Source organism: Enhydrobacter sp., assembly GCA_025808875.1.
Taxonomy (GTDB): Bacteria; Pseudomonadota; Alphaproteobacteria; order Reyranellales; family Reyranellaceae; genus Reyranella.
On the sequence record CP075528.1, the window covers coordinates 948,483 to 960,493 of the forward strand.

The following is a 12,011-nucleotide window of genomic DNA, read 5'->3' on the forward strand; positions in this document are numbered from 1 at the left end:
GTTCAGGCGCCTTCTTCCTCGCGGCCGGCGAGGTGCAGCGCCTCGGCGTCCAATCCGATCGAGCGCGCCATGTGGACCAGCGCCTCCTCGCGGCCATGCGTCACCCAGACCTTGCCGGGAGCGACATCTTTTAGGGTCTGGCAGAGCTCGGGCCAGTCGGCATGGTCCGAGATCACCAGCGGCAGCTCGGCGCCGCTCTGGCGGGCGCGGGCGCGCACGCGCATCCAGCCCGAGCAGACCGCCGGCAGTGGATCGGCGAAGCGTCGCGCCCAGCGGTCGGCCAGGGCCGAGGGCGGGCAGAGCACGATGGCGCCTTTGAAGGTCTCGAGGATGGCGTCCGAGACGAGGGCGATGTCACCGAGATCGACGCCGTGCTCCTGGTAGAGCTTGCAGAGCGGCATCAGGCTGCCATGCAGCCACAATCGCTTGTCCCAGCCGGCGGCGCGCAGGAGCTTGATGACGCGTTGGCACTTGCCGAGCGAATAGACGCCCACCAGATGCGTGCGCTCGGGAAAGGTGGTGACCGAACGCAGCAGCTTGCCGATCTCGCCGGCGTCCGACGGATGGTGGAATACCGGCAGCGCGAAGGTCGCCTCGGTGATGAAGACGTCGCAGGGGATCGGCTCGAAGGGCGGGCAGGTGGCGTCGGGCCGGCGCTTGAAGTCGCCCGAGACGACGATGCGCTGGCCGCGATAGTCCAGCACCGCCTGCGCCGAGCCCAGGATATGGCCGGCCGGCATCAGGCTGAGGTCGACCTCGCCGATCCGCACGCTCTCGCCATATTTCAGCGGCTGTTGCGCCGTATCGGGCATATCCTCGAAGCGCGCGCGCATGATGGCGAGCGTCTCGGGCGTGGCGAGCGCCGCGCGATGCCCCGGCCGTGCATGGTCGCCGTGGCCGTGCGTAATCACGGCCCGGTTCACCGCCACGGCGGGGTCGACATAGAAGTCGCCGGGCTCACAATAGAGGCCGCGCGGCGTGGGATAGAGCCAGGCCCTGGGATTCACAGGAGTGGGGTTCAGGACAGTGTCGGTCGTCATCGAGCGCGAGGCATCCTACCTGTCAGATATGGGGCTGCCCGACCTGTTTGCACGCTGGTTCGAAAGTCGCGGCTGGACGCCCCGCCGCCATCAGCTTGCCTTGGTCGATCTGGCAAGAGCCGGCAGCAGTGCGCTGCTGATCGCGCCGACCGGCGGTGGCAAGACCCTGGCCGGCTTCCTGCCGTCGCTGATCGAGCTCACCGAGCGGCGCCAGGCCGGCAGGGACCTCGCTCATGCCAAAGGCAAGGGCGAGTTGCATACGCTCTACATCTCGCCACTCAAGGCGCTGGCTACCGACATCCGGCGCAACCTCGAGACGCCCATCGCGGAGATGCATCTGCCGGTCCGGGCCGAGAGCCGCACCGGCGACACGCCGCAGAGCCGGCGACTCCGCCAGCGCGAGCGGCCGCCTGACCTTCTGCTGACGACGCCCGAGTCGCTGGCACTTCTGCTCAGCTACCCGGACGCGGCGCAGTTCTTCGCCAGCGTGCGCTGCGTCATCGTCGACGAGCTGCATTCCTTCGCCACGTCCAAGCGCGGCCATCACCTGGCGCTCTGCCTCGCGCGTGTCGCGGCGTTGGCGCCGGCGGCGCGCTTCATCGGCCTTTCCGCCACGGTCGCCGATCCGCCGGCGCTCGCCGACTATCTGCAGCTGCGCGACGGCGAATCCGTCGAGGTCGTCGAGGGCGAGCCCGGCGCGCCGCCCAAGGTGACCCTCGTCGACGCGCATGAGCGCCTGCCGTGGGGCGGCCACATGGGCCATCACGCCGTGCCCGAGGTCTACAACATCATTCGCCACCACAAGACTTCGATCGTGTTCGTCAACACGCGCGCCCAGGCCGAGCTGGTCTTCGACCATCTGTGGCGGATCAACGAGGAGAACCTGCCGATCGGCCTCCATCATGGTTCGCTGGCGGTCGAGCAACGGCGCAAGGTCGAGGCGGCGATGGCGGCCGGTCGATTGCGCGCCGTGGTGGCGACCAGTTCGCTCGATCTCGGCATCGACTGGGGCGACGTCGACCTCGTGATCCAGATGGGCGCCCCCAAGGGCGTCAGCCGGCTGATGCAGCGGATCGGCCGAGCCAACCACCGGCTGGAGGAACCCAGCAAGGCGATGATCGCGCCCGCTAACCGCTTCGAGGTGCTGGAGTCGCTGGCCGCGCTGGAGGCGATCGAGGCGAGGGAGCTCGATGGCGACCCGCCACGCCCGCCCTGCCTCGACGTGCTGGCGCAACACATCGTCGGAACGGCTTGCGCCCAGCCCATCGATCGCGAGGCGCTCTTTGCGGAAGTGCGGCGGGCGCAACCCTATCGGGACTTGCCGCGCGAGGATTTCGACGATGCGTTCGACTTCGTGGCGACCGGTGGCTATGCGCTTGCGGCCTACGACCGTTGGCATCGGCTGAAGAAGCTGCCGGATGGACGCTGGATGCTGGCCTCGCCCGTAATCGCCCGGCAGTTCCGCTTGAATGTCGGCACCATCGTCGAGCTGCCCCTGATCAAGGTGAAGCTGAAGCGCGGCCCTGTCCTGGGCGAGGTCGAGGAGTCCTTCGTCCAGGGCCTGGTGCCGGGCGACACCTTCGTCTTCGCCGGCCGGCTGCTGCGCTTCGATGGCGTGCGTGAACTGGTGGCGCAATGCGCGCTGGCGACTGGCGGCGATCCCAAGGTGCCGGCCTATGGCGGCGGGCGCCTGCCGCTCTCGACCTTCCTGGCCGCCCGCGTGCGCGGCATCCTGCAGGACCCGTCGCGCCATCCCGGGCTGCCGCACGAGGTACGCGAATGGCTGCGCATCCAGCGCTTCCGCTCCACCCTGCCGCAGAGCGACCGCCTGCTGGTCGAGGGCTTCCCGCGCGGCTCCAAGCAGTTCGTCGTCGCCTACTGCTTCGCGGGAAGGAACGCGCACCAGACGCTCGGCATGCTGCTGACCCGGCGCATGGAGCGCCTGGGATTGAAGCCGCTGGGCTTCGTCGCCACCGACTACGTGCTCGGCATCTGGGGGCTCCGGCCACCGACCAAGGCGCAGCTCGACCGGCTCTTCGACGAGGACATGCTGGGCGACGACCTTGAGGCGTGGATGGACGAATCGACGATGCTGCGCCGCTCGTTCCGCAACGTCGCGGTGATCGCCGGCCTGATCGAGCGGCGCTTCCCCGGCGAGGAGAAGTCGCGGCGCCAGGTCACCTTCAGCTCCGACCTGATCTACGACGCGCTGCGCAAGCACGAACCCGACCACATCCTGCTGCGCGCCACGCGCCAGGACGCCGCCTGGCAACTCGCCGACCTCCGCCGCCTGGGCGACCTGCTGCGCCGCGCCAGAGGGCGCATCGATTATCGCCGGCTCGATCGTATTTCACCGCTTGCCGTGCCGGTGCTGCTCGAGATCGGCAAGGAACGGGTGCTTGACGGCACGGCCGAGGACGAACTCCTGGACATCGCCGCGCAGGAATTGATCGAAGAGGCGACGCGCCTGTAGTCTCTCTGCATGGATATAGCCGAGACTTTGGAGAAGGCCGTCGCCGCGGGCGACGTGCCGGGCGTCGCTGCTGCCGCGGCCACCGACAAGGGCATCGTCTTCGAAGGTGCGGCGGGATCGCTCGCGTTCGACAGCGTCATCTGGATTGCCTCGATGAGCAAGGCGATCACCGGCGCGGCGGCCATGCAGCTCGTCGAGCGCGGCAAGCTCGCGCTCGACGGGCCGGCGGCGGAGATCGTGCCGGAGCTCGGCAGAAAGGGCGTACTGACGGGCTTCGATGCATCGGGCAACGCGATCACGCGCCCGCCGAAGCGACCTGTCACGCTCCGTCATCTGCTGACGCACACGTCAGGCCTGGGCTACGACACCTGGAACGCCGACATCATGGAGTACCGGCAGGCGACGGGTATTCCCGCCGTCGGCTCGTGCCAGAACGCGGCCCTCACCACACCATTGCTGGCCGATCCGGGCGAACGCTGGGAGTACGGGATCTCCATCGACTGGGCGGGCAAGATGGTCGAGGCGGCAAGCGGGCAGAGGCTCGACGGCTATCTCAAGGATAACATCTTCGACCCGCTCGGCATGAGCGACACCGGCTTCAAGATCGGCGCGGCACAGCGACCACGCAAGGCGCGCATGCACACGCGCTCAGCCGACGGCGGCCTGGTCGCGGTCGATCACGAACTGCCGCAGGATCCGGAATTCCACATGGGCGGCGGCGGGCTCTATTCGACCGTCGGCGACTATCTGAAGTTCACGCGCATGATCCTGGCCGGCGGGCAGGGCGTGCTCAGGCCCGAGACGGTGGCGCTGATGTCGAAGAACGCGATGGGCGAGGTCTCCTGTCGGCTGCTCAGGAGCCAGCTCCCCCACCTCAGCACCGACTTGAACTTCGTCGCCGGCATGAAATGGGGACTGTCCTTCATGATCAATCCTGCGGCATTTCCCGGCCGACGGTCGGCCGGAAGCCTTTCCTGGGGCGGCCTTGCCAACAGCTACTACTGGATCGATCCCGTCCGGAGGGTGACCGGCGTGTGGGCGACGCAGCTTCTGCCATTCTACGAAGCGAGGGCCATTTCGCGTTTCGACGCCTTCGAGGGCGCGGTGTACGCGACGCTCTGAGCGGGCTGCCGGACCTGTTTTCGGACCCAGATCGTGTATTGGAGGCGGGCGGTGGCCAGCGCGATGCCGAAGGTGGCGAAGGCGCCAAGTACCAGAACCAGATAGTAGAATTCGCTGTTCGTCATAAGACCCTCCAATAAGAGGGACTTTAATCCCCGACCCTGTGGGGGCTTTGATCTGGATCAACCGCCTCCCGGTTCGGCGCTGGCGATGAACCTGCGGTACTTGAGGTACAGACGGTTGAGGCGGTCGAGATTGCGGGCCGAATCGGGTCCGCCCCAGCGCCGGTTGACGGCCACGGCGGCGTCGATCGTCGCCAACTGACCGCGACACGCTTCGATCCAGCGCGATGAATCGGTGGCGATGATTCCCTCGCGTACCTGTCGCGTCAGAAGGGCGTCGACGTTCATCGCCCGACAGGTGTGGCCGTAGGCGGCGACACGCTGGTCGGCCGAGCGCATCCAGTCATCGAGCACGGTCGGCGTGTAGCGCGAGCAATCGTCGAGCGGCTGGGCAAACGCGGGAAAGCCGAACAGCAGCAGGACAGCGAGAAAGGGCCTCACGCGCAACGCCTCAGTGGAAGTCGCGACTATGGATGCGCATCTGCGGCCGATCCAGAGCGATCCGGTTGCGGTCGTAGCCCGGCTTCTCGTGGGCGAGCCGCGTGTCGTCGCCGTCGTGCGGATCGGGTGTGGAGGAGCGCGCCTGGTCGCCGCGGCCCGTCCTAAGCTCGAAGCGGCCGTCGAGATCGGCGATGCGATCGAGGTCGGCCGACCAGTCCCACAACCGTTCGGCCACAACGTGGATCACCAGGCCGTCCGTCCCGTCCTTCTGCCGGTCGCGCTGGACCCTGCCGGCGACGCCGAGCAGGCGCGATCCCATGACAATGCGGCGATGCGCTTCGAACACCTTGGGCCAGACCACGAGATTGGCGATGCCGAACTCGTCCTCCAAGGTGACGAAGACCACGCCCGAGGCCGTGCCAGGCCGCTGGCGCACCAGCACCAGCCCCGCCATCTGCAGGAAGTCCCCGGTTCGCGCTTCGCGCACTTTCCTGGAATGCGCCACGCGGCGCTCCGCGAGCATCGGACGCAGAAGTTCAAGCGGGTGGGCGCGCAGTGACATGGATAGGGTCGAGTAATCGTCGACGACCTGCTCGCCAAGGGTCAGCCGGGGCAGCGTCACTTTCGGTTCGAGATCGCGAACGGCCGGGCGCTGATCGAGAAGCGGCAGAGGCGCCTCGGAGAAGGCGCGCACCGCCCACAGCACGTCGCGGCGCGACAATCCCATCGAGGCGAAGGCATCGGCTCGTGCCAGAGCCAGGATTTGCCGCTTGCCGAGGCCGCCGCGTCGCCACACGTCGGCCGGGTCGCGATAGGGAGTCGTGCGCCGCGCGACGAAGCGCTTCATGTCTTCTTCCTTGAGGCCCGCGACCTGATGGAAGCCCAGCCGCAGGGCATGGCGAGCGGCCTCAGTCCCTTCCAGCGTGCTGTTCCACTCGCTGGCGTTGACGTCGGGCGGGCGCACCTCGACACCATGTTCGCGTGCATCGCGCACGAGCTGGGCCGGCGCATAGAATCCCATCGGTTGCGAATTGAGCAACGCGGCGCAGAAGACTTCAGGGTAGTACCATTTCACCCAGGACGAGACGTAGACCAGGATCGCGAAGCTCGCGGCATGGCTCTCTGGGAAGCCGTACTCGCCGAAGCCCTCGATCTGCTTGAAACAGCGCTCGGCGAATTCCCTCTCGTATTCGTTCTTCACCATCCCGTCGATGAACTCCTGCTTGAGAGTATGGATGGTTCCCGCCCGACGGAACGTCGCCATGGCGCGCCGCAACTTGTCGGCCTTGGCAGGGCTGAAATCCGCGCAGTCGATGGCGATCTGCATCGCCTGTTCCTGGAAGAGCGGCACCCCCTTGGTACGGCCCAGGATCTTTCTCAGCTTGTCGCTGGCGTATTCGATCTCGCCGTCCGGAAGGTCGCGATTCTTCAGGTAAGGGTGCACCATGCCACCCTGGATCGGACCCGGTCGCACGATCGCCACTTCGACCACGAGGTCGTAGTAGTCCCTGGGCTTGAGCCGCGGCAGCATCGACATCTGCGCCCGGCTCTCGACCTGGAAGACACCGACCGAATCGGCCTTGCCCAGCATGTCGTAAACCTCGGGGTCGGTTGCAGGCATGCCGAGGTCGTGGTCCTCGCCGTAATGCCGCTTGATCAGCGCGAAGCTCTTGCGCAGCGCGGTCAGCATGCCAAGCGCCAGCACGTCGACCTTGTAGATATTGAGGGCGTCGAGATCGTCCTTGTCCCATTCGACGACGGTACGGTCCTCCATGGCGGCGTTCTGGATGGGGATCAGCTCGTCGAGGCGGCCGTCCGTCAGGACGAAGCCGCCGACATGCTGCGAAAGATGGCGCGGGAAGCCGATCAGGGTTCCCGACAGCTCGAGGGCGAGCATCAGCCGCGGATCGTCGGGATCGAGGCCTGCCTCCCTGATGTGGCGCAAATCGACTCCGCTGCCGCTGCTGCCCCAGATCGTGTTGGCCATCACGTCCAGCGTGTCGGGCGAGAGGCCGAGCGCCTTGCCCACGTCACGGATGGCGCTGCGGCTGCGATAGGAGATCACGGTGGCGGCGAGCGCCGCCCGTTCCCGACCTTTCTCGTTGTAGATCCACTGGATGATTTCCTCGCGCCGCTCGTGCTCGAAATCGACGTCGATGTCGGGCGGTTCGTTGCGTTCGTTCGACAGGAAGCGCTCGAACAGCGCGTCGCTTTGGTTGGTGTCGACCTCGGTGATGCGCAGGCAGTAGCAGACCGTGGAGTTCGCGGCCGAGCCGCGGCCCTGGCAGAGAATCCCGAGCTCACGCGACTTCTCGGTGATCTCGTGCACGGTCAGGAAGTAGGGCGCGATTCCCTTCTCCTCGATCAGGGCGAACTCCTTCTGGATGTTCCTGACGATCTTTTCGGGAATCTCCTCCGGATAGCGAAAGGCCGCGCCCTGCCAGGTGAGTCGCTCGAGTTTCTGCATCGGCGTTTCGCCACCCTCGTACATGACCGGGTATTGATAGGTGAGTTGATCGAGGGAGAATTGGCACCTCTCGACGATCTCCTGGATGCATGCCAGCGCATGGGGATGCCTGCGAAAGAGGCGGTGCATCTCCTCCGGCGATTTCAGGTGGCGTTCGGCCGAGGAGAAGCGGCGGAACCCCAGTTCCTCGACGGTGCATTTCAGGCGAATGGCGGTGACGACGTCGTGCAGGGCACGCCGCTCGGGCTCGTGATAGTGCACGTCGTTGGTTGCGACCAGCCTCACCCCGGTCTGTGTCGCGAGATTGTCGAGATACGCCAGCCGCCCGGCATCGTTGCCGCGGAACAGCATGGTGGCGGCGAGATGGCAACGGCCGAGATAGAGATGGGCGAGGTTGCGCAGCCTCTCATGGAAGGCGGGATCCTCGACCCTCCGGGGCGGCAGGACGATGGCGAGGATGTCCTCGGCATGTTTCTGGAGATGGGCGAAGGTGAGTGCGCACTCGCCCTTGGCGGCTTCCTTGTTGCCCTCGCTCAGCATGCGCGACAGCCGTTTGTAGCCGTCGAGAGTCATCGGATAGGCGAGGAGCGAATAACCGTCGAGGGTTTCGATCCGCGCTCCGACCAGCAGCTTGATCCAGTTTTCCCGGGGAAGGCCGGTCTCCTCGTAGAACTCCTTCACGGCCGTGTAGGCCCGCACGACACCCGCCAGGCTATTACGGTCGGCAATGCCGATCGCGTCATGGCCGAGTTGGGCGGCCCGATGGACCAGCTCGCCCGGATGCGAGCCGCCGCGCAGGAAGCTGTAATTGGTGGTGACCTGCAGCTCGGCGTATCGCATGAGGGGTCACGCGCAAAAGCCGTGGAGGAACCATTTGGTGGCGTTGTGGCTGCCGTCTCGGAACAGCCAGAAGCGGCTGCCGTCAGTGTCCTCGACTCGGTAATAGTCGCGCACCGGCGGCACGATGTTGGCCGGCATCATCCTGCCATTGGGTCGCGGCCGCCACCATTCGTCGGCAACGCGCTCCGGTCCCTCGGCTCGCACGATCCGATGGACGTGGCGGCGCCATTGGAACTGGCGCGGCGGCTCGTCGGGCATCTGGGCGGTGACATCGACCGGTTCGGGGCGCTGTAGCAGTCGCGTCGGGCGCGTGCCTTTCATCGAGGCCAGCCTCGCCCAGGCGCCTTCCGCCACCGGCGTCGCGAAGGGCACGCGGATTTGCGTGCGATCCGGCAGGTGGCTGTCGCGTGGCGCAAGCCGCACCACGTTCTCCGCACCGAGCCGCAAAGCCAGCCGGTCGGCGAGGTCGATGGTGCCGTCCTCGGCCCACGACGGGCGTGCCGGCGTGCCTGTTTCGGGCAGATGGTCCTGCGACCCGGTCCATTCCTCGACCTCGGGTGCCGACAGGATCATCAGCTCGATTCCGAACCCTGGATCGAGCTCGCCGAGCCTTTCCCCGAGGAGCTTCGTCAGCCCGGGATTGTCGCGGTTGGGCCGGCTGGTGCCGATTGCCGTGCGATCGACCGAACCGTCGACACGATAGAGCGCAAGCTCGAGCTTGCGGGCGCCGACGCTCGCCCGCTCGAATTGAACGCAGAGCGCGGCGATCAGGCGGCCGGTGGCGGCGGCGATATCCTCGGTCCGGCCGATCGGTTCGGCGAAGGACAGGCGCGACCGGAAGGCCGGCGGCATACGGCGCGGCTCGACCGGTTCGTCGATCCGTCCCAGTGCCTGATCGAGACGCATGAGCGGCTGCTCGCCGAAGCGGCGCGACAACGGTGCGCGCGGCAGCGGGTAGAGATCGCCGATGCGGCGCAGGCCGAGCTTCAGAAAGGTTTCGAGGATCGGCAGATCGAGCCGCAACGCATCGACGGGCAGGGAGGCGAGTGCATCGCGCTGTCCGCCGATCGAGCAGAAGAGATCGGCGTGCTTCGCGGCGTGGCGTGCCAATGCCCAGGCCGCGCCTGCGGTATCGGCAATTGCGGCGCGGCAGGTGAAGCCGTGGTTCGAGAGACGCTGCATGAGATCGGCCAGCAGCCTGCGCTCGCCCGCTTCCCCTTCTCCATGGAGATGGCCGCAGCCGGTGACGTCGAGGAACAGGCCGGCATCGCCGCCGAAGCCGCCGGCACTGCAGATTTGCGAGGCGTTTTCTTCGGCCTGTGCCGCGCCCAGCGGATCGATCGCGACCCAGGGCGTGTAGCGGTCGCACCAGCTGGCGATGCTTTCGAGCAGCGCGCGATCGGCTTCGCGCTCGACTTCCGTCGTGACGAGATCGGGCAGGAGGGCGCGGGCATCGGCCAGCCGCATGTGCACGCGCAGACCGGCGGCACGGGCATGGGCATTTACGGAAGCGAGGCGCGGGCAGCTTTCGCGCCAGGCAGTGGTTGCGGCGGCCCTATCCCGCCAGTCTGTCCGTCCAGTGCGTCCCAGGCGATCCATGGCGAGCTTGGGGAACCACAGCGAGATGATGCGTTTCATTGTTCCACTCCAGGAGCCAGGACGGCATTTCCTCGACCGATGGCATGCCGAAGCGATTGCGTCGGAGCTCAACCTGCCAGCGCGCCGCTCCCACGGCTTCGTGACCTGGTATTTCGGGCGATGGCGCCGAAGCCACGCGCCAGCGCGTGGCGCACATGCCTTGTGGCGGCGCGGGCTCGGGCCTGAGCAGCAGGGCGGAGATGCCGCTCTTTTCGGCAGCGAGCGACAGCCGGCGCCCGGCGGTCGGGTCCGCGGCGCGCGTTTCTCCCAAAACGACGGCGATGCCCGGGCAGCGCAGCCCTTCCTCCATCGCCCAGAAGAGATCGTCGTCGCGCCGTGCCGTGACCATCAGGAGCCGCGCCGGATCGAACCAGTTGGCGAGCGTCGGCGCATAGGGTGACGCGTCGAATGCTCCCGATGCCCGTCGGCACCACAGTAGCGTACCGCTTCCGAAGCGGCCCATCAGGAAGGCGGCAAAGCCGAGGGCGGCGCCGTCATGTGCGGCCACGCGACCCGATGGGCCGGGGCCGGCCTCGATCTCGTGCAGCGCGCCGGTCGGCATCCCGCCGCCCGGCAGCAGGGTGTCGATCTGCGGCACGCCGAGTGGGATGGCATCGCGGCCGGCCCGCGCCGCACTGTTCGTCCGTTCCAGCCGGCGGACCTGCTCGCGCAGCGTCGACAGGGCAAGCGCCCCCCTGTCGTTGGCGACAGGGGGAGCGAAAGTGCTTGGGGAAATGACGGGCATCATCCCCTCGAAAACTCTCTGCGGTTTTTGATGTTCCTGCTTTGTTCTTAACGGAACAGGCCGCTGGGAGTCAATCGAGCATCGCGTTTTTCCCCGCCATCACAATATCTTGCGGGTTATCGTCCCCACATATGCCACGACTCGCGGCCATCCAACCGATCGTTCCGCTTGAACAACGACAGCAACCGGCTGACCAGGGCGCAGACGAGGCTGAGCCCGACATAGACGAGCGCCACGACGATCACGTCGATCAGGGTGATGCCACTCATGTACCCCTCCATGTTCGTCCCCAAACCCTTGCTTCCCCCAAGGTTCACGGCATCCTCGACGACGCGAACAGTGGGCGCGCCGTCCGGCGGGCACAGTGGCATTTCGCACAAAGCCAAAAAGAAGGGCGTATAGTCCGCGCCCATGCCGGCTTCTCTCTCTTCGACGCAGGCGCGCCTGCGCGTGATCTCGCTGTTCGAGGAGCTGGGCGATGCCGACCTGTCGGCCATCGCCGCGAACTGCACTACCCGAACCTACGAGAAGGGCGCCCAGATCTTCGGCGACAAGGACAGCTCGACCGACGTCTTCTTCATTCTCGACGGCGTGGTGCGCGCCAACACCATCAGTCCGGAGGGGCGGGAGGTCATCTACTCGGAGATCGGCACCGGCGCGATCTTCGGCGAATTCTCGGCGGTCGACGGCCTGCCGCGCTCGACCGCGGTGTTCGCCGTCACCGATTGCACCGTCGCCAAGATGACATCGAGGAAGTTCTTCGAGCTGCTGCGCGCCAACGGCGCGGTTTCAGCGCGGCTGGTCGAATTGCTGGTCGCCAAGATCCGCGCCATGTCGGAGCGCGTGTTCGAGGTGAGCGCCCTCTCGGTGCGCGAGCGCCTGCGCCGCGAGCTGTTGCGCCTCGCCACCGATGGCCGTCGCCAGGGCAAGATGATCGTCATCAAGCCCGCGCCGACGCACTATGAGATCGCTGCCCGTATCGGCTCGCATCGCGAGGCCGTGACACGCGAGTTCAACCGGCTGGAGACCGAGGCCCTGCTCGAAGTGAGCCGCCGTCAGATCAGCATCCTCGACGTCGAGAAGCTGCGTCGGCCCGACGGCGGGGGCTGAGATCGCGCCGGCG

At 66.9% G+C, this 12,011-nt stretch carries 9 protein-coding genes; 3 read left to right on the forward strand and 6 right to left on the reverse strand.

All coding sequences use genetic code 11. The annotated features are described in order from the left end of the window. Positions 1-2: 2 nt before the first annotated feature. A complete protein-coding gene (locus KIT25_04770) occupies positions 3-1,040 on the reverse strand; it encodes a ligase-associated DNA damage response exonuclease (GenBank protein ID UYN96264.1) in 1,038 nt (345 codons plus the stop codon). Between the two features lie 28 nt (positions 1,041-1,068). Here KIT25_04770 and KIT25_04775 point away from each other — a divergent pair, with 28 nt between their 5' ends. Beyond that, positions 1,069-3,513, forward strand: coding sequence for a ligase-associated DNA damage response DEXH box helicase (locus KIT25_04775; GenBank protein UYN97820.1), 2,445 nt, complete (start codon positions 1,069-1,071; stop codon positions 3,511-3,513). A gap of 9 nt (positions 3,514-3,522) precedes the next feature. Further along, positions 3,523-4,635, forward strand: a complete 1,113-nt coding sequence (locus KIT25_04780) for a beta-lactamase family protein (GenBank protein ID UYN96265.1) — start codon at positions 3,523-3,525, stop codon at positions 4,633-4,635. A gap of 182 nt (positions 4,636-4,817) precedes the next feature. On the opposite strand, the gene KIT25_04785 is transcribed toward KIT25_04780, so the two are convergent. The 5 genes from KIT25_04785 to KIT25_04805 form a co-directional block, all read right to left on the reverse strand. Further along, complete coding sequence (locus KIT25_04785; protein ID UYN96266.1) at positions 4,818-5,198, reverse strand: hypothetical protein; 381 nt, start codon at positions 5,196-5,198, stop codon at positions 4,818-4,820. A gap of 10 nt (positions 5,199-5,208) precedes the next feature. After that, on the reverse strand, positions 5,209-8,505 hold the full coding sequence (locus tag KIT25_04790) for an error-prone DNA polymerase (protein UYN96267.1): 3,297 nt from the start codon (positions 8,503-8,505) through the stop codon (positions 5,209-5,211). 6 nt (positions 8,506-8,511) lie between these two features. Then, positions 8,512-10,143 carry a DNA polymerase Y family protein gene (locus tag KIT25_04795; GenBank protein ID UYN96268.1) on the reverse strand — a complete coding sequence of 544 codons (1,632 nt, stop codon included), beginning with the start codon at positions 10,141-10,143 and terminating at the stop codon, positions 8,512-8,514. After that, on the reverse strand, positions 10,061-10,888 hold the full coding sequence (locus tag KIT25_04800) for a hypothetical protein (protein ID UYN96269.1): 828 nt from the start codon (positions 10,886-10,888) through the stop codon (positions 10,061-10,063). The genes KIT25_04795 and KIT25_04800 overlap by 83 nt, the downstream gene beginning before the upstream one ends. 116 nt (positions 10,889-11,004) lie before the next feature. Continuing rightward, positions 11,005-11,157 carry a hypothetical protein gene (locus KIT25_04805; protein UYN96270.1) on the reverse strand — a complete coding sequence of 51 codons (153 nt, stop codon included), beginning with the start codon at positions 11,155-11,157 and terminating at the stop codon, positions 11,005-11,007. 142 nt (positions 11,158-11,299) lie between these two features. Here KIT25_04805 and KIT25_04810 point away from each other — a divergent pair, with 142 nt between their 5' ends. Continuing rightward, positions 11,300-11,998: a Crp/Fnr family transcriptional regulator gene (locus KIT25_04810; protein ID UYN96271.1), complete on the forward strand. Its 699-nt coding sequence runs from the start codon at positions 11,300-11,302 to the stop codon at positions 11,996-11,998. Positions 11,999-12,011 lie beyond the last annotated feature (13 nt).

What these genes read in the sequence shown, in the direction of transcription:
- KIT25_04780 (UYN96265.1), top strand. Translation starts at nt 3,523, where the DNA reads ATGGATATAGCCGAGACTTTGGAGAAGGCCGTCGCCGCGGGCGACGTG.
- KIT25_04775 (UYN97820.1), top strand. Translation starts at nt 1,069, where the DNA reads ATGGGGCTGCCCGACCTGTTTGCACGCTGGTTCGAAAGTCGCGGCTGG.
- KIT25_04810 (UYN96271.1), top strand. Translation starts at nt 11,300, where the DNA reads ATGCCGGCTTCTCTCTCTTCGACGCAGGCGCGCCTGCGCGTGATCTCG.
- KIT25_04795 (UYN96268.1), bottom strand. Translation starts at nt 10,143, where the DNA reads ATGAAACGCATCATCTCGCTGTGGTTCCCCAAGCTCGCCATGGATCGC.
- KIT25_04790 (UYN96267.1), bottom strand. Translation starts at nt 8,505, where the DNA reads ATGCGATACGCCGAGCTGCAGGTCACCACCAATTACAGCTTCCTGCGC.
- KIT25_04805 (UYN96270.1), bottom strand. Translation starts at nt 11,157, where the DNA reads ATGAGTGGCATCACCCTGATCGACGTGATCGTCGTGGCGCTCGTCTAT.
- KIT25_04770 (UYN96264.1), bottom strand. Translation starts at nt 1,040, where the DNA reads ATGACGACCGACACTGTCCTGAACCCCACTCCTGTGAATCCCAGGGCC.
- KIT25_04800 (UYN96269.1), bottom strand. Translation starts at nt 10,888, where the DNA reads ATGCCCGTCATTTCCCCAAGCACTTTCGCTCCCCCTGTCGCCAACGAC.